General features: G+C 40.0%; 17 protein-coding genes and 1 tRNA gene. 14 read left to right on the forward strand and 4 right to left on the reverse strand.

Annotation, left to right across the window (positions count from 1 at the left end; translation table 11 throughout):
* Nucleotides 1-2: 2 nt before the first annotated feature.
* Nucleotides 3-350: a hypothetical protein gene (locus tag KF820_01260; protein MBX3456976.1), complete on the reverse strand. Its 348-nt coding sequence runs from the start codon at nucleotides 348-350 to the stop codon at nucleotides 3-5.
* Between the two features lie 158 nt (nucleotides 351-508).
* Here KF820_01260 and KF820_01265 point away from each other — a divergent pair, with 158 nt between their 5' ends.
* Together KF820_01265 and KF820_01270 are read left to right on the forward strand one after the other, a co-directional pair.
* The gene (locus KF820_01265; GenBank protein MBX3456977.1) at nucleotides 509-901 is read left to right on the forward strand and encodes an acyl-CoA thioesterase; all 393 of its coding nucleotides are present in this window, start codon (nucleotides 509-511) and stop codon (nucleotides 899-901) included.
* Between the two features lie 275 nt (nucleotides 902-1,176).
* A complete protein-coding gene (locus KF820_01270; GenBank protein ID MBX3456978.1) occupies nucleotides 1,177-4,284 on the forward strand; it encodes a diguanylate cyclase in 3,108 nt (1,035 codons plus the stop codon).
* Here the strand turns inward: KF820_01270 and KF820_01275 are convergent.
* Nucleotides 4,214-5,176, reverse strand: coding sequence for a TerC family protein (locus KF820_01275; protein ID MBX3456979.1), 963 nt, complete (start codon nucleotides 5,174-5,176; stop codon nucleotides 4,214-4,216). The two genes, KF820_01270 and KF820_01275, sit on opposite strands and share 71 nt — an antisense overlap.
* 275 nt (nucleotides 5,177-5,451) lie before the next feature.
* Between KF820_01275 and fabI the strand changes: the two genes are divergently transcribed.
* Genes fabI through sppA form a run of 3 tightly spaced genes read left to right on the forward strand, consistent with a single transcriptional unit; the run spans nucleotide 5,452 to nucleotide 9,068 of the window.
* Complete coding sequence (gene fabI / locus KF820_01280; GenBank protein ID MBX3456980.1) at nucleotides 5,452-6,261, forward strand: enoyl-ACP reductase FabI; 810 nt, start codon at nucleotides 5,452-5,454, stop codon at nucleotides 6,259-6,261.
* A gap of 4 nt (nucleotides 6,262-6,265) precedes the next feature.
* Complete coding sequence (aroC, locus tag KF820_01285; GenBank protein ID MBX3456981.1) at nucleotides 6,266-7,357, forward strand: chorismate synthase; 1,092 nt, start codon at nucleotides 6,266-6,268, stop codon at nucleotides 7,355-7,357.
* A complete protein-coding gene (gene sppA, locus KF820_01290; protein ID MBX3456982.1) occupies nucleotides 7,338-9,068 on the forward strand; it encodes a signal peptide peptidase SppA in 1,731 nt (576 codons plus the stop codon). The genes aroC and sppA overlap by 20 nt, the downstream gene beginning before the upstream one ends.
* A 63-nt stretch (nucleotides 9,069-9,131) precedes the next feature.
* Here sppA and KF820_01295 read toward each other — a convergent pair whose 3' ends face one another.
* Nucleotides 9,132-9,293: a DUF1328 domain-containing protein gene (locus KF820_01295; GenBank protein MBX3456983.1), complete on the reverse strand. Its 162-nt coding sequence runs from the start codon at nucleotides 9,291-9,293 to the stop codon at nucleotides 9,132-9,134.
* Nucleotides 9,294-9,389: 96 nt separating this feature from the next.
* The gene (locus KF820_01300) at nucleotides 9,390-10,586 is read right to left on the reverse strand and encodes a hypothetical protein (protein ID MBX3456984.1); all 1,197 of its coding nucleotides are present in this window, start codon (nucleotides 10,584-10,586) and stop codon (nucleotides 9,390-9,392) included.
* Nucleotides 10,587-10,845: 259 nt separating this feature from the next.
* Between KF820_01300 and KF820_01305 the strand changes: the two genes are divergently transcribed.
* The 9 genes from KF820_01305 to KF820_01345 all read left to right on the forward strand — a co-directional run bounded on the left by KF820_01305 (nucleotide 10,846) and on the right by KF820_01345 (nucleotide 18,654).
* Nucleotides 10,846-11,760 carry a tyrosine recombinase XerC gene (locus KF820_01305; protein ID MBX3456985.1) on the forward strand — a complete coding sequence of 305 codons (915 nt, stop codon included), beginning with the start codon at nucleotides 10,846-10,848 and terminating at the stop codon, nucleotides 11,758-11,760.
* Nucleotides 11,761-11,889: 129 nt separating this feature from the next.
* Entirely contained in the window at nucleotides 11,890-12,762 is an 873-nt protein-coding gene (gene hemC / locus KF820_01310; protein ID MBX3456986.1) for a hydroxymethylbilane synthase, read from the forward strand.
* A complete protein-coding gene (locus tag KF820_01315; GenBank protein ID MBX3456987.1) occupies nucleotides 12,759-14,201 on the forward strand; it encodes a uroporphyrinogen-III synthase in 1,443 nt (480 codons plus the stop codon). The genes hemC and KF820_01315 overlap by 4 nt, the downstream gene beginning before the upstream one ends.
* Nucleotides 14,201-15,535, forward strand: coding sequence for a hypothetical protein (locus tag KF820_01320; GenBank protein MBX3456988.1), 1,335 nt, complete (start codon nucleotides 14,201-14,203; stop codon nucleotides 15,533-15,535). The genes KF820_01315 and KF820_01320 overlap by 1 nt, the downstream gene beginning before the upstream one ends.
* A 150-nt stretch (nucleotides 15,536-15,685) precedes the next feature.
* Nucleotides 15,686-16,234, forward strand: a complete 549-nt coding sequence (locus tag KF820_01325; protein ID MBX3456989.1) for a flagellar basal body-associated FliL family protein — start codon at nucleotides 15,686-15,688, stop codon at nucleotides 16,232-16,234.
* Between the two features lie 13 nt (nucleotides 16,235-16,247).
* Complete coding sequence (fliM, locus tag KF820_01330) at nucleotides 16,248-17,222, forward strand: flagellar motor switch protein FliM (protein ID MBX3456990.1); 975 nt, start codon at nucleotides 16,248-16,250, stop codon at nucleotides 17,220-17,222.
* On the forward strand, nucleotides 17,223-17,759 hold the full coding sequence (locus KF820_01335) for a hypothetical protein (GenBank protein ID MBX3456991.1): 537 nt from the start codon (nucleotides 17,223-17,225) through the stop codon (nucleotides 17,757-17,759).
* On the forward strand, nucleotides 17,749-18,513 hold the full coding sequence (locus KF820_01340; protein ID MBX3456992.1) for a hypothetical protein: 765 nt from the start codon (nucleotides 17,749-17,751) through the stop codon (nucleotides 18,511-18,513). The genes KF820_01335 and KF820_01340 overlap by 11 nt, the downstream gene beginning before the upstream one ends.
* A gap of 49 nt (nucleotides 18,514-18,562) precedes the next feature.
* Nucleotides 18,563-18,654 (forward strand) — tRNA-Ser (locus KF820_01345).
* Nucleotides 18,655-18,770: the final 116 nt, after the last annotated feature.

Genomic DNA, 18,770 nt, shown 5'->3' on the forward strand with positions numbered 1-18,770 from the left:
TTTTAATCCTCTATATAATCCAACATAACATCATACAACGGGTGCTCTAACGGCATCTGAGGGTACCTTGTTGATGAACTAAGCTCACCGTCATACAAAATAATGGGTTCTTCCTCCCCTTGATTCAGGAGAATTTTGACTAAGACAAAGTCAATATTGCCAATAAATGGGTCTTTTTCTCGACGTTCTTGTTGGACATGCACAATAAGATCATGAATAGAAGCAATTTTTTTATCTCGAAGAACTAAGGGGGTTTTCTTTGCTGATATTTTATTCAGAACAGATAAATGAATAACAGATGCATAACCATAAGAACAGAAAAGAAAACAAATAAGACACCGAATAATCATTAGACACGCCCTCTCTCCTATTAGGATAATCCTGTCTAAACAACAACGCAATTTGAAATCTGACTGAATTGAAATAATCTTGCCTTATCAGGACAAAGTTAACCCTAATTTAATAGTCAAAGCCATAAAATAAAGTATCTTAGACGATAGGAACAACCATGGCTGATAAATTTATTCCACAAAACCACCACCTTGCATCACGCGCTATCGCTATGCCTCGCGATGCCAATCCTGATGGCGATATTTTTGGGGGATGGCTTGTTTCACAAATGGACCTTGCTGCCGGCACTGTTGCTGCACTTAAAGCAAACGGCAGGGTTGTTACCGTTGCAATAGATGGTTTTACCTTTCACAAACCGGTCTTTGTTGGCGATGAAGTTTCATGCTATGCAGAACTTGTTAAGGTGGGCAGGACATCCATGACAATTCGCGTTGAAGCTTGGGTTCGTCGCAGACGATCAAATGAAACCCTCAAGGTAACAGAAGGTGTATTTACTTTTGTGGCCATCGATAACCAACATAATCCCAGACCTGTTGAGGATCATTTATGAAAGAAATCCCAACAAAGAAAATATATCTATTATTGGGATTAGCTCTGTTAACTCTAGGTTCAATGGTAGTACTCGGGTGGGTTATTAATAGCAAACACCTCATAACCCTATTTACGAATACTGCCCCACTGGGTTTTTTTAGTGTTTGGTCAATTGTTTTCTCAGCCCTTCTCTTCTTAGCAAAAAGCAGAGAAAGAACCCCGCGCATGGCCAAGATTAAATTAATACTGGCTATACTGATCATCATAAATTCCCTTTTGATTGTCGGGTTTTGTATGACGGGCTTTTCACCCTATATTTACTTATTCCCTACAGGCGAATTTTTTGATTATTTCTCCAAAGCAAGAAATATTTTCCCACACCTAGCTTGGGCCATGGCTGGTTTTCTGATGTGTCACACAACATATAACCCTAATACTAAGTATCTTTCATATCTAGAAACAATCAACTTCATACTTCTCTTCATTGCCATTCAAGGAATAGTCCAATCTTTCCATAAATTTGAGCTTGTTTATACCTGGCTTAATAATTTTGCAATGCCTCTTCCGTATGCGATCGCTCTGACCTTGGTAAACATCGGCATGATTATTATCTGGGGCGATATTCGTTCTTCTTGCAAAATGCACGGCAATGAAGAAGATCGGCAAATCAAGTTCTTCTCAACCTCAATGCTTACTCAAGCAATTATGTCCTCTGTATTCTTTGGCGCTATGATGCTAGCCTCACAAAATGAGCTATTTCTCAGAACATCCCTTGAAAAATACGTTGAACTAAAATCTTTGGTTCTAAATGAAACGATTAATCATGAAGTTTTCGAAGTTCGACGAGCTGTTTCAGCAATTCAAAGTCACATTTCACCTAAGAACAAAGAACTTAAAAAGAAAGATATACCTGATTTATCCATACTCCTCATCTCTCAAGACTATACAGCAGCAAAAATTACATCCAAGAATGGAACTGTTCTGTATAATTCAGGAACTTTTATAATCCACCCCAAAAAAACCCTACCTCTTGAACCCAATCAACTCATTCAACTTATTCGCGACAACGGATGGCATATATCGTTTAAACTCCCCTTAACAGTCAATCATAAAATCGTCGGATATATTGAGATTCAAAAAGCCCTCAGTGGGTTAACTGACATCATCAACAGCAATAACAAATTTTCCCCCAGTGAAATTAAGGTCATTTGCTCCCCATCAGATACGGATCTCAACCATTGTTTAGCGTCAAAAACATCAGAAGATATAACTTGGACTCATAATGCAATCGATACCTTTAATAGCATCACACCGATTGGCAAAGCTTTTACCAATTTTAATCACCCTAAAAATATTTTTGTCGTCGAGAACTTAAAAAATTTAAATCTCAAATTCGCCATTTTAGTTAATGCTGATGAACTTGAAAAAGATTTGCGACACCAAATGTACATTGCTCTTCCCATAATTGGTCTGTTTATCTTATTCTTCATAAAAATGCTAAATTGGCATATATTACCGATCTTTAGACGTTCAATAAATGCTGAAAAAGGGGCAATTGATTCAGCTAGAATGCTTAGTGATAGCGAATCGCGGATACAGGCAATCATTGATAACATCGGTGAATGCGTTATTGTATTTTCTGAAGACGGCAAGATAGATTCAATTAATCAAATAGCACTTTCCGCCTTTAACGTTCCGCCGAGCGCAATAAAAGATGTAAAGCTACACGAACTCTTCAGTGTTCATAAAGAGGAATTTCAAAATTTTTTATATACCTCCTATGGACAATGGCGAGAAAAAAAATGTCAACGACATGATGGGACAGAATTTGATGCCCAACTAAAGTTTAAGGATATTAATGCACGTCAAAAACGTCTTTTTATTGCTATTATTCGTGATATTACCGAACAAAAAATATATGAAAACAAGCTGACGCAAAGCGAAAAAGTATTTAGAAACTCTTTTGATCACGCCCCTATTGGGATGATGGTACTTAATATGAAAAATAAAATTATCAGAGTTAACCAAGCTCTATGTGCCATGCTTGGTTATAACGATACTGAAATCCTTGGTCTTAATATTAAGGCACTCTTACCTGAGCATTTAAGAGACCAAAACTCCCTGCCTTTTCAAAAATTAACAGAAATTGGTATCAAGAATTATACAATTGAAAGCCCTATGTTAACGAAATCAGGTAAAGTTATCTCTACAGTATCAACCATGACACTTTTCCTATCGACCAATGACGAAGATTCATTTTTTGTGGCACAAATCCAAGATGTAACAATGCGACAAAAATATGAAGCAGAACTAAGACAAACCAATGATGAATTGCAAAATAAATTTAAAGAACTTAAAAACCACACCCGCATAACCGAAGAACTCAATAGTATGAACGGCATACTTCAAGCCTGCCTAACAATTGCGGAAGCCCTTACCCCTATTGAAAAATTTGCAGAAAAGCTTTTTGATGATGTTCATGGGGCTGTGTACCTAAGTACTCCGGATACGGGGCACATGGAACTTGCATTACGATGGGGTGAAGCCAATGACAATGTTGACTTGATCAAAAAAGAAGATTGTTGGGCTCTTAGACGCAGTCAACCCTATACAGTAAAGGACCCAAAGGACCAAGTTTCTTGCTATCATTATGATAATGCTGTTATTGAAGGGCAAATCTGCATCCCCCTAACTGCCCAAGGAGAGTTAATCGGACTCATGACCCTCTATTCTGTTGACGGTACATTCAAAGATCATATTGCAGAAATATCTCGACTAGCTCTTAGTTTTGCAGACCATATTGCTCTGTCTTTATCAAACATCCGCTTGCGTGAAAGACTGCAACAACAGTCCATTATCGATTCGTTAACCGGTCTTTATAACCGACGTTATTTTGATGAGAGTATGAAAATTGAATTATCCCGCGCTGAACGAAAAAATCAAAATCTTAGCTTGCTAATTATTGATATCGATCACTTCAAAAAATTCAATGATACATACGGTCATGATGTTGGCGACATCGTCCTTCAAGAAGTCAGTGGCGTCTTAAAGAAAAATGTAAGAGCATCAGATATTGCCTGTCGTATGGGAGGAGAAGAATTCGCAATTATTATGCCCGGAACAACAACAAAAATCGCCCACGAACGCGCTGAAGTGCTCCGCAAGAAAATACAAAGAATCGTCTTGAAAAATGCAGGAAAACAACTCGACCCGATTACGTCATCCATTGGAATTGCAACTTATCCAGATCAAGCAAACACAGCAAAACAACTGATTGAGTCAACCGACATGGCGCTCTATGCCGCAAAAAATCAAGGACGCAACAGATCTATCACCGCTGATTCTTTGACGTCTCATGAGTCTTTAAAAGGGAAACCAGAACACCGCTACAAATCAAAATAAATGTAACACTCAGTGATAAAGCGGGGGCTATCTTTTCCTCTCCCATGCACCAAGCAACGAAAGGTTTCGCCCCGATAAAAATCAAAACCAACGCGAGCGAATACTTCAGATAATAAAAGCGGTGAATAATCGCTGCCATGGCAAAATATAAGGCTCTAAGCCCAAGAATCGCAAAAATGTTACTCGTATAAACAATAAAAGGGTCTCTTGTTATTGTGAAAATAGCAGGAATACTATCGACAGCAAAAACTAAATCAGCTAACTCAATAAGAATAAGAGCCAAAAACAAGGGCGTTGCATACAAACCACCTTCTTTCTTGACAAAAAAATGATGCCCCTCCAACTTTGGCGTAACTTTCAAATGAGATTTTAACCACCCAATCACAGGATTGTTTTCCAAATCTATTTCTTTATCTTGCATAACCAACATCTTAATCCCTGTCACAATCAAGAATCCCGCAAAGACAAAGGATACCCATTCAAATCGCTCGATCAAAGCAGCCCCTAAGGCAATCATTATCCCCCGCAACAGAATGACACCAAGAATCCCCCAAAATAAAACACGATGTTGGTATTTATGAGGAATGCCAAAATAATTAAAAATCAGAGACATAATGAAGATATTATCCAAAGACAAGGTCTTTTCAACAAGATACCCTGTCAGATATTCATTCGTCGCTTGTGGCCCCATATAAAACCAAATCCAAAGGCTATAGGACACGCCAAATACAATATAGAATAAGCTCAACCAAAGGCTTTCTTTGATCTTAATTTCTTGTTGCTTCTTATGAAGAACACCTAAATCAAAAGACATTAATGAGAGAATAATAATAATAAATGCTATCCAAACCCAAACTGGCTTGCCCATCCATATATAAAAAAACATATCCATACGATTAATAACCCAAAGAATAAAAACCTAATTTATCATAATATTTATTTAATTCCGTTGTCGAGGGGCTATAAGTCAAAATCGATAGTCTATCGTTATTTAAATTAACGACAAAACAAGCAAACAGAAGCACAGAGTAATTGTGCTGAAGCGACGAAATCGCGATGCCTGATAACTAAATCAAGCGGTTATATATTTCATCAAAACATATCGACAGTACTTTCTTAGCATTGTATACTGTCACTAAAACACAATTTTTGAAGGTTTATAATAAAATGACAAAAACAGGCTTAATGTCAGGTAAGCGCGGCGTTGTTATGGGCGTTGCAAACGATCATTCTTTGGCTTGGGGAATATCACAAGCTCTTGCTGCACACGGTGCAGAGCTTGCCTTTACCTATCAAGGTGAAGCTCTATTAAAACGTGTTATGCCTCTTGCTCAGGAATTAGGCTCTGATTTTATGGTAGAATGCGATGTTTCTAAAGATGGTGACATTGCCACAGCCTTTGAAACAATTAACAAAAAATGGGGAAAAATTGACTTTGTGGTTCATGCCATTGCTTTTGCTGATAAAAATGAACTCAAAGGTAACTACCGCGATACCAGCCGCAATAACTTTTTAAATTCTATGAACATTTCTTGCTACTCTTTCACAGAAACCTGTAAGGAAGCATCAAAATACATGTCTGAAGGCGGGTCGATTGTTACCCTAACCTATTACGGAGCAGAAAAAGTTGTTCCTCATTATAATGTTATGGGTGTGGCAAAAGCAGCTTTAGAAGCCAGTGTTCGCTACCTTGCGGTTGACCTTGGGGCTGATGGTATCCGTGTTAATGCAATTTCAGCAGGTCCGGTCAAAACCTTAGCTGCAGCCGGCATTGGCGACTTCCGTTACATCCTAAAATGGAACCAATTTAACTCCCCGCTTAAACGCAATACATCTTTGGATGATGTTGGTGGTGCCGGGGTCTATCTCCTCAGTGACTTAGCTTCTGGCGTAACAGGTGAAGTTCATTATGTCGACAGTGGATACAATGTTATTGGCATGAAGGCAATTGATGCTCCGGATATTACGCTAGATTAATATCATGTCAGGCAATAGTATTGGCCATCTTGTGAAACTGACCAGCTGGGGCGAAAGCCATGGAACAGCGATTGGTGGTGTCTTAGATGGCCTCCCTCCGAACATTCCTCTTGATATAAATAAAATTCAACACGCCCTAGATTTACGTCGTCCAGGCGCAGACAAAATTTTGACCTCACCACGCAATGAATCAGATCAGATACAAATTCTCTCTGGCCTATTCGAAGGCAAAACACTAGGCACCCCCCTATCCTTTATTATCCAAAATACAGATCACCGATCGACAGACTATGATCCGTATAAAAACCTGTACCGTCCAGGACATGCTGATTACACCTACCACAAAAAATATGGTCATGTTGATTATCGTGGTGGCGGAAGAGCATCAGCCCGAGAAACCGCAGTTAGAGTTGCTGCGGGCGATATTGCCAAACAAATTTTATCCCATTTTCTTCCTGATTATACGTGCCGAGCTGCGGTGACCCAAGTCGGCGATGAAAAACTGACAACGCCGTGGGATGGTAAGCCCTATCTCGCAAACAAATTATTTTGCCCGCACCCCCATTTAATTTCCAAATGGACAGATTATCTAACCTCAATAAAAGAACAAGGGCGATCCGTTGGCGCCCTTATTGAACTTCATGCCCAAGGCATCCCGGCAGGTCTAGGTGAGCCTGTATACGATAAACTCGACGCCGATATCGCTAAGGCACTTATGAGCATTAATGCAGCAAAAGCAGTCGAGATCGGCGATGGGTTTAGCACTGTCACAGCAAACACTGGCTTTGATGAAATGACAGCTAAGAACCATTTTACAAGCAATCGTGCAGGCGGCATTCTTGGTGGTATTTCATCGGGACAGCCAATTGTTTGTCGCGCAGCATTTAAACCAACCAGTTCAACGCAGCAACCACGCCAAACAATTGATAAAAATGGAAATAATCATACCATATCAATCACCGGACGTCATGATCCTTGCGTTGGAATTAGGGCTGTTCCGATTGTTGAGGCTATGATACATTTAACGTTGCTCGATCATTTATTACGTTGGCATGGCCAATGCGGAGGAACAAACTATGCTAAAGAAAATTCGTAAATTTTTTGGATCCCTTTTTGCTATTATCGGCTTTTTAGTTATTACCGGAGTCATCATCGGTTATTTCAAATTCACCTCCACCCTACAAGGAGACCCGGAATCAGATCCCATGTCAGATAATGTTGTTTTGCAACTTGATGTTGGCGGTTTGAAAATGGTTGACTTCAATCTTCCATCAAGTTTGCTTGCTCAGCTTGAAAAATATCGTCAGCAATCCTTGATTGAACTTATTGACTTGATTACCGAGGTAACTCAAGACAGCCGCGTCAAAGCAATTAACCTAACCCTATCCGGCACTAATTTCTCGACAGCACAAGCCGAAGAGTTACGCAGTGCCCTTGCAAAATTCAAAGAATCCGGAAAAAAAATCTATACTTTTGCTTATGGTTTTGGAGATGGGAGCAACGGAACAGCAGCTTATTATCTTGCATCAATATCCGATAAAATATTTATGCAACCCCATGGCACCGTTAGTATCCTTGGGGCCTCCTTGGAATCTTATTTTCTGAAAGATCTCCTTGACGACTTTAACATTACAGTTCAAGCTGCACGTCGCGAAAACTACAAGGGAGTTATTGATCAAATGACGCGCGCTGATTTTACACCCGAGGTTAAAGAAAATCTATCTCATCTTGTTCAGTCTGTCGTAGAAACAGTTCAGAAAAGTACTGCCAGTTCACGAAAAATAGAGTTAACAACGTTTGTTAGCTTGATGAATACCGCCCCCCACGGCGACCAATCAGCCGTCAAAGAAAAACTACTTGATGAGTTAATTTACCGCGACCAAATCCGAGAGAAAATCGGCGCAGAAATTGAAGGCAAGCCATCTTTTGTCACAGCAAAAGGCTATTCATCAAACATGAAACGCCCCATTGCAAAAAATAAGATTGGCGTCATCTTTCTTGATTCTGATGTTACAACATCAGGCGTTACAGCACTCAATATGAACGATCCCTACTCACCCGATGCACTGGATAAAGCTTTTGAATTTGCAACAAAAGAAGATGGGGTCAAAGTTGTTTTGTTCCGAGTCAATACACCTGGCGGTGCTGTTAGTGGCGCAGAAACAATCTATCGTGCTGTAAAAAGAACCATAGACAAAGGTATTCCTGTTATTATTTCCATGGGAACAGTGGCCGCATCTGCAGGATATTACATGTCAGCACCAGCCACGAAAATTTTTGCCAACAAAACAACGATTACAGGATCCATTGGCGTTGCAATGGCAAAACCAAGCATTGACAAAGCGACAGCCATGTACGGGATTACATGGGATCGGGTTACTGTCGGCGATAATGCCGGGATGTGGTCTATGACAAAGGAATTTAATGAAAATGAGCTAAAATTCATCGACGAAAACATTGACCAATTCTACCATCACTTTGTTTCTACTGTTGCAGATGGACGGAAAATGCCTGTTGATAAAGCCTTATCCATTGCCGGCGGTCGTGTATGGTCAGGACTAGACGCAAAACAAAATGGTTTAGTTGATGAAATTGGTGGTTTTTTCGAAGCTTTTGAAGAAGCTAAAAAAATTGCCGATGTCAAAGAGGGTGAAGACCCAAATGTTGTTATTTTCAACAAGGTTAACCCAGGTATTCCCTTGTTATTTTCACTTTTGGGTGATGAAGTTAAATTCCAACTGAATACCTTGTTCCTAAAACATTTACAAACAGGTTTACAGGCAAAGTTAAACTATAAAATTCAATGAGGACTATATCTTTAGTCTATCGAGCTCACTTATATAGAGAGGAAAACTACCTCTCTATTCCTTTTAGAGTCTGCGTCGTCCAAAGATAAATGAGACAATAAACAAAATAAGGAATACAAAGAAAAGTATTCGAGCAATCTCAATAGCAGCGCCAGAAATGCCAAAGAACCCAAAGAAACCCGCAATCAGTGCTATGATGAAAAAAACAACTGCATAATGTAACATCACTCCTCCTAATTCAAAGAAACAAAAGCCGAATCAGATAAACATCGGGATACCGACAGTCAATAAATTAGCGTACCAATAACAAAAGTAAATTCATCACCACCAAGCCCCCCAACCACTCGATGCTTTTTGTGCTTGAGGTGCAGTAACAACCACGGATAAACTCGATTGAGTTTCCTGTGGTGGATTAGGTGCCCCCCAACTCAAGAGACTTGTGACTGAACTAACACTACTTGCAAACTCTCGTTCAGTACTATCAAAGGATAGAAGCAATTCAGAACGGCGGTCATCAATACTTTTCTTTGTCAAAGAATTATCAAAAACAAATGGAAATAACGTACGAAATGACGTATCAAAACTATCAAATATCTTCTTAGTATTTGAATCCCTTGCCCCCAAAAGCTGTAAACCTTGAGACCACGTTGAACGTTTTGTTTTATACCAAGTTTCTAGGTAATCACATGAATCCAGATAATAGGCGCGCAAGACAGGACTGATGATCTGCTCAATATTTTCCCGCATTGCTTTATTTTTAGATTCATCGATACTCATCGCAACAAATAAACTATAAATGGAACTGATATTCCTTTGGAAGACATCATATTTCATTTGCCATTCTGTATGGGAATCTAGTGGATTAACTTTACACTTATCACCCAATATATGAGCAACACTTCTCACAAAAAAACGAAAACTCAGATTAAGCATATCCTCGCTTGATGAAATTGACAGCTTCAAAGTTTCCCTTATCATTGAAATTGCATCACCATAACGACGTTTAATAAGTTCCGGTTTTAATAAGCTAGGCTGGCTTAACCCGCTTTTTTCGCCGAAAACATGAGTTAAATCATCAATTAATGTTTTTAAATAAATATTAATGAGCCGTTCTAACAGATTAATTTGATCAATAATAGTGCCAGAACTGCGATCCAACTCAACTGGATTAATTTTTAATTCACTGATGATATAATTAACCAATCCCCCCTTATCAAAAGGACGTTGTTCAAGTTTTTCTCGCTGCATTTGTTCTTGCAGAACCAACATACTTTCTTCATAGTCATCCGGTTCAGGCGACTCTTTCCTATCTTGGACGACAAAATCAAGAAACGGACTCTTTTGTCCACCAGACGCATCGTGCAAGGCATACATACTGTGTGATTCAGCCAAATCACCCCCACCGAAAGAGTCTCGGGTTAAATCAGCAAACCGAGATGAAAACTTGTCTAAATCATTAGAGACTGATGATGATAGCACGATCTTAAAAACAAAAAAAGGTAACAATATTTTAAACATAGCCGTTTATCCTTTTCAATTATTCTTCTATCATACCCAGAATAGGTAAAAAAATAATTAAATGGAAGTTATATGTAATATTTTATTAAAAATCATTCTATAGAAATAAATCGTTATTTGTGGTAAGTTATAGTTATTCTATTTAACCTTGGAAGTTCGTCACATTGGTGCTCGTGTACTTAGTGTGTACGTTGCTTCTTATGTTCCTGCATCCAAACTCAACTTGAATAACTATACGATAGAAAACAAAGACACGACCATGCAAACCATTACCGATAAATGGATTCATCATCTATCAATCATAAAAAGGTTTTCCAACCACACAACAAATAGTTATAGCCATGATATTAGCCAGTTCCTATCTTTTATGGCGAACCACCTTAACATAAACATCACAACGGAACTCTTCTCTCAGTTATCCCCTCAAGATATTCGCGCTTGGCTCGCAGATCGTCATCAAAGAAATTATTCCTCGCGATCAACTGCCAGAGCCTTGTCAGCACTCAGAAGTTTCTGCAAGTTTTGCTCTAAATATCATGACATCAACTTAGAATCACTTTCAGCTATTAAGTCACCGCGTGTAAAAAAAACACTGCCACGCCCACTAACCATTGAACAGTCGATTCAACTGGTAAATAACATCGAACTAATGGCTGATGATACCTGGATCGGTCAACGCAACAAAGCTTTTTTCATGCTACTTTACGGAACAGGATTACGAATTAGTGAAGCTTTATCCTTAAAAGGCGATGTCTTACATAATTCAGGACAAATTAACGTTGTCGGCAAAGGGGGAAAAGCAAGAGTGGTCCCGATTCTGGACACCATTACCAAAGAAATTCAAGCATACGTTGAATCTTGCCCGTACAAAATAACCTCAAAAACCTATCTATTCCTAGGTAAACGAGGTGATGTTCTGAGCGCAACTGTTGCCCAGAAAGCCCTGAGAGATTACCGCCGGTCCATGGGTCTACCAGACTCTGTAACACCTCATGCCCTAAGACATACATGCGCGAGCCATCTCATGAATGAAAGCTCTGAATTAAGAGGCATCCAAGAATTATTAGGCCATGCATGCCTTTCATCAACCCAGATTTATACAAACCTTGACCAACAAAAAATCATCGAAACATTTAAAAATGCTCACCCTAGAGGCAAGTCTAATCATCTTTAGTTTAAGCATACTGATAGAATTTATACAAATAAGTCAGCGGCTTCTTCCGAAAAATGTCAATAGCCTATAGCCTTGGTCGTTGTTCCGTGATAGCATCTCGAATATGTAATGAAGAAATTATGTTGGGTTATGAAATCTCTTCGCATTGGCACTCGCGGCAGCCCCCTTGCCCTTAAACAGGCATCGCTAGCCTGCGAAGCCTTAGAAAAAATAGGCATTCATGTCTCTAAGACTATTATTATCTCGACAACAGGCGATCAAATCACTGATCGTTCGCTCTGTGATATTGGCGGAAAGGGGCTATTTGCAAAAGAGTTGCAAACTGCCCTTTTAAAAGGTGAGATTGACGTTGCCGTACATTCACTCAAAGACCTGGAATGGCACTTCCCCAAAGGGTTGCACCTTAAGGCTGTCCTAGAACGTGAAGACCCTCGAGATTGCTTTATCTCAACACGCTATAAACATATCGAAGAACTTCCGCCGAATGCTATGATTGGAACGTGCGCCCCTCGACGCACAGCACAATTGCGACATCGTAACCCATCAATTATTCCGATCCCTTTGCGTGGCAATATACAGACACGCCTTAACAAACTGGAAGAATTAGGTCTCGATGGTATTATCCTTGCCGCAGCAGGCCTCCATCGGCTGAATATGCACCATGTGATCACGCACTATTTGGATCCGGAATATATGATCCCAGCAGCAGGCCAAGGCGCGATTGCTCTTGAATGCCGCCTCAACGATCAAGAAACGAATCATATTCTCAATCTTGTTAATCACCAAGAAACATGGGATTGTATAACCGCAGAAAAAGCAGTTCTTGCCAAAATTAATGGAACCTGCCATACACCAATTGGTGTATATGCAATCAAAGACAATCGTGATATACTGACAGCAACAACATTCTTTGAAGATGATGGGATTGTAAAATATGCCTTAGTTGATGGGCACAACCCCATTGAAATAGCTGATGAAACCGTACGGAGACTCCTCGGATGACATATGTATTGCTAACCCGACCCGAAGAAGATTGCCAAGAAATTCAATCTAAAACAATTGTACCAACCCTAAGTTCGCCACTGCTTAAAGTTCAGCAATCTGTGGATACAGTCAATATTCCCAAGAAAACAACGGACCTTATTGTTACGTCAGCTCGCGTCTTTGAAATGGTCAAAAACCTCAAAGAAATGACTAAAATTCCGGTCTGGTGTGTGGGGGAAGCAACGGCTGTCGCGGCAAAAGAAAGCGGATTTGAAACCATATTCCAAGTCAATCGTTCCGCACAGGAAATTCTGGAACGGATTGTTAACGAATGCCCAAAAGAAACATCACATTTCGTCCATATCTGTGGCTCGGTTGTTCACGTTGATCTGGCAGATGCCTTAACAAAACTAGGATACCATGCTAGCCGAATCGTGATTTATACAACAGAAGCAGCCGACTCTTTAACGCCTGAAGCAGAAGCAATTATGTCAGCGGGACTGGTTCAACAGATGCCTTTTTTCTCTCTGAGAACTGCAGAAGTCTTTATTGATATTGCAAGAAAAAGTGAGTGGGCAGAAAACCTATCAAAAATAACAGCACTAGCCCACAGCGAGGCTATTGCTCGATCATTAAACCAACTCAGTTGGAAACGCGTTATTGTTGTACCGGATTTATCTGCGGAACGCATCCAAGAATACTATATTCGATCAGGGGACTCTACGATGAAAAAAGCGAATACACTCTTGACTTTAGTTTTTATAGCGGGCGTTGCAGGAATAACGTCCGTTGCCGTACAATTGGTTTGGCCAAGTCCCAATCAGAAACCTGACCCCGTAAACCTTGCCCCCCTCCTTGAAAAGATTGAAACCTTAAACGCCACAATTGTATCTGTAAAAACCAAACAAAACGAAATAGATAGCCTCCGAGACAAAATCGCAACGCTTGAGGAAAAAATAACAACTCCCCATCAACAACAAGATACACCAGCGGAAAACCCTCCTAAAGAACAATCTCCCCCCAAAGATCTTACTCAGAATTTAGAGCAACTTCGTCATCAAATTCTCCATGGTCTAGTCAGTCCTGAGACACTAGCAACAGCAAATCAGCTTTTACCCCATGATCAATTATTAGGCCAGTCAATCCTATCCATCCGTGACCTCAAAGATAAATTACAACACCTCCCGGACCTTATGGATGAAGTTGCTGTGGATGCAAAACCGTCCATTGGAGAAAAAGCAACCGAAATACTCGGGCTCAACATACGAAAGACGCAAGAATCCCCACTCAAAAAACAAGCATTAGACGATCTTAACCAAGGAAAATTTTCGTTTATTGTCGATTTAGAAAAGAAAACACTATCACCTGACTGGGTTCAGTGGCTAAATTCTTGTAAAGCAACAGAACAAGCCATCAATACCGTGTCATCCATCCTAGATCAAAAGGAGAATAATTAATGAAACGCGCATGGTTAAGTTTGTTATTCTTGATTTTAAAACTCGCTTTTGCTGCTATTCTTGTCGGAGTTGCCTATTATGCACCAGGGCAAAGCGATACACAGGTAAAATTTGTTGATTACATCGTTGACATAAAAACGGGTGCCCTTGCAGCAGGAGCTGTTGCAGCAATTCTATTGACAGTTTATATCCTTAGATTTTTTGCCTGGGTCAAAAAACTTCCCGCAAAACTAAAACAACAACTCACCGAACGTCGTATCCAACGGGCAAAAGATTGCCTACTGGAATCCTATACAGCCATGTCTTCAGGTGAACTCGATACAGCATTAAGCCAAGCTACCAAAGCAAAATCACTCGATAACACAGGTATCTTCCATGATATTTTTGAAGCACAGGCTCTCTTTATGGCCGGGGACTTAGATCGTGCTGAAATCAAGTTTGGCGCCCTGCGCAGCAAACCAGGCTCTCGTTTCCTGGGGATTCGCGGACTAATTTCTGTTCGAAAGAAACAAAATCGAACAGAAGACCTTCGAATCTTACTCATTGATGCCTTAAAAGATCGCCCTAATTCAAGCTGGGCTCTACAAGAGTTACTTGATTTCAATCTTAAAGCACTAGAATTTGATAAGGCTAAAACTGTTATCGAACAGCTCAGGATTACCGGAGCACTCACAAAAGGACAATCAAATCGTTACTTTGCCCTAACAGCCTATCTTCAAGCATTGCAAAGCAAACAATCTGGCGACAATCCGAGCTGTGAATCCTATCTGAGCCAGGCTCTCAAGTTTGATAAATCCCTCACCGCTGCATCAATTGAGCTGGCAAAACTATACCTAACAATGAATGCCCGATCAAAAGCACTCAAAACACTAGAGCGAGGATATGAATCTAATCCTGACTTTGCGTATATTCCGGTTCTATCTAAATTTCTGCAAGATGAATCTCCCGTGGATCAATATCGTTTAACAGAAGAAATAGTATCATCCCATCCGGATCATCGATGCACTCATATTATTCTCACGCGTTTAGCAATTCAGGCGAAACTATGGGGGCAAGCAAAACTTCACTTATCAATTATTAAAGACAGCCCAACCCAACTAACCCACGAGCTCTTAGCTGACCTTGAAAAGTCAGAACACCCTAATCATTCAAACGAGGTAGAGAAACATCTACACAATGCTGCACATGCAGCGCCAGAAGGCATCTGGTTGTGTCAGAATTGCCACACCCAACATATTTCTTGGTCTGTTTTTTGCCCAAGTTGCCAAGGTTTCGACAAAATAACTTGGGATAACTCAGCAAAACAAAGCCCTATAGCTTTACTGAAAGGCTAAATTATTTTCTCAGCATTAATAAAATTTTAGCAAAATTAACTCTATCCTGACCTTAAGAGTTAGTCGTATTAAGTCAATTAATCAGCATGAAAACCCTGTAATGGACTTAATATTGGATAACGATTTATTCGTAAAATCATTGAGGTCATCATGTCTGAAGAAAATGAAAATTTAACACCAAAAATCCCGACCGAAGCAAAAGACTCAGGGACAGGAAAAATTATAATCATCGGCGTGTTCGTGTTGCTTATTGTCATTGTTGCCGGAATTTTCTTTACACCTCTGGGAACAAGTCTACTGGGACATGGAAACAAAGAAGCAGGAAACCAGAGTGAACAAGCAATCAAAGAACCTCAACCAGAAACACCCGCTGACACTAAAATTAATATAGAAACCGTAAAATTTATTGATATCCCTGAAATATTATTAAACCTCAGGAATGCTTCTGGGAAATCCAGCTTTCTTAAAATATCCATTACCGTACAAGCTCCCAATGAAGAAGTCGGAAAAGTTGTCGAGAAACTCAAGCCGCTTTTAATCGACCAATTCCAAGAATATCTCAGGGGGCTCGATGTTGAAGATTTAGCCGGATCAGCGGGAATTGAACGCGTGAGATCTGAACTTCTTACACGCACAAACAACGTGATCAGCCCCGCAAAGGCATCAAATGTACTGATCCCATCTATGTTGATCCAATAACCGGAGCCCATCTATGTCAGATGAAGAAAAAACAGAACATGAATCAGCATTAGAAACAGTTGATCCCAATATGGACATGGATCCGACAAATGCGCTAACCCCCGGAACAGGTGTGTCATCCTTTGTTAGTGGCAGCGCGGTATACTATGAACGATTACCTATGTTGGAAGTTGTTTTTGACCGCCTTGTTCGACTAATGACAACTTCCATGCGTAACTTCACAGGCGAAAACGTCGAAATCTCTTTAGAGTCAATATCCTCTGTCCGTTTTGGCGACTACATGAATAGCATCCCGGTCCCGGCAATGGTCAATGTGTTCTTAGCCGAAGAATGGGACAACCACGGAATTGTTTTGGTTGACACGGACCTTATATATACCATGATTGATGTTTTGTTGGGTGGGCGTCGTGGTAATGCGCCCATGCGATTTGATAATCGTCAATTCACAACGATTGAAATGAACTTGATTGAACGCTTAGTCGTTGCCTTTTTAACAGATTTAAGTGCTGCTTTTGATCCCTTATGCCCCGTCACATTCCGTTTTGACCGCATGGAATCAAATCCAAAATTTGCATCGATTACACGCCCAACAAACGTTTCTGTCATGATCCGCCTTGGCATTCAAATTGATACACGTGGCGGGTGTATCGAACTCTTAGTTCCCTATGCAACCCTCGAGCCTATACGAGAACTCCTTTTGCAAAACTTTATGGGAGAAAAGTTTGGTCGAGATGCCATATGGGAAACTCACCTTATCAAAGAATTACTCCACACCGATCTTGAGATCGAAGCAATCCTAGGAGAAATCACCGGAACTCTTGACGAGGCTATGAATTGGACAGTTGGGAGTCAAGTTCTTCTAAACACAACCCCAGATACACCAGTAAAAATTAATAGTGGCGATATCCCCCTCTTTATAGGAAAAGTCGGAAAAAAAGCAGGGAACGTTGCCATAAAAATCGAAAATATTATACACGGAGAAGACTAAATGCCTATTCTTGTTGATCTTATTATGATTGGATTACTGATTGGGGTTATTCTCCACTCAGTTAGATTAACCCAATCGCTTAGCAACTTTAAAACGCTTCACGGGGAAATTGTTCCCCTGATGAAGGACTATGCTAAACAAATTATCGATACCCAATCACAACTCCAAGAGCTTAAAAAAGTGTCCTCTGAAGTTGATCACATTATTAACTCAAGGATTCCCCCTGCCCTCGTTGTTAAGAATGATCTTGATTTTATGGTCTCACGCGGGAATGAGTTAGCTGACCACCTAGAGCAACTCATCGCGACAGGACGTACACAAGAATTTGCGACATTAACAGATGACATCAATAAAAAAACTACAAAAACACAAAAACCCAAGAAAAAGAAAGAAGAAATACGAACAGATGATACTGAGATCGAACATACACCTAATGTTGAACGCCAACTTCCAACTAACAAAGTCACAATGGAATCATTCTTTCTGACAAAGACCGCAAAGAAAATTATGAATAAGGGCAAAGGAAATGTTGCATAGCTTAATCAAGTTCAGCCTTAGAATTATTGCTTGGCGTCCCGATTTAAACTTAATTGTGACATTAATGGCGGGTTTGTGTCTCCTCTATAAGGTAGAAGATTTATGGACACATCGAACTCTAATTAATTGGGAAGAGACGTCTCTGGTTTCCCAAGCAATGGCCGAAGCCCCTAAAAAGGAGGAACAAGCAAAAAATGTTCAAAAAGAAAGTGAATCAAAACAGCCTGAAGAAACCTCTTCCAAAAAAGAAGAATTTGATCCTTTAATGTTAGATGAAAATCAAATAAAAATTTTGCAAGCCATGTCTAAAAAAGAAGGCGACACAACGCTTGCAGATGACCGCGCAAAAGTAGTCCAACAAGAAGCCCTTGTTAATATTGCAAAAGAAAAACTAAACAAACAAATTGAGCATTTAGAAGCAATTCAAAAAGATATCAAATCCACAACAAATGATCTCACCAAAAAAGAACAAGAAAACGTTGAGAGAATGGTGAAGATTTATGAAGCCATGAAACCCCTCCAAGCCGCAGAAATCATGAATAAATTAGAATTAACAGCGCTGAGTGAAATCTTTAAAGCTATGACACCTAAAAAGGCTTCGATGATTATGTCATCTATGGATCACCAAAAAGTACGACTTGTAACCCTTGTCATGCTTAAGGATGAAAAAGCACAACTTGCCCTTAAAGCCAAAGAAGATGCAGAACAAAAAGCACAAGAAAAAGCCGGACAAGAAAATCAACAGAACTCATGATTTTTCGTTTGACATCTACCCCGCAAGACCATTAAATTAAAACTTATCCGGAGAGGTGGCCGAGTGGCTTAAGGCAACGGTTTGCTAAACCGTCATACGCCGTAAGGTGTATCGAGGGTTCGAATCCCTCTCTCTCCGCCAGATTTTTTGAAGAGAACTTTTCTCTCGTCTTTTTGTGCTAGCGTCAGCGCCCCTCAAAACCCCAGTATTTGTAAGCTTTATAGCGTTTTGATCTGTTGGAGGATGCGTACCTCACT

It is taken from the genome of Candidatus Paracaedibacteraceae bacterium (assembly GCA_019636055.1).
In the GTDB taxonomy this organism is placed as follows: domain Bacteria; phylum Pseudomonadota; class Alphaproteobacteria; order Paracaedibacterales; family Paracaedibacteraceae; genus Paracaedibacter.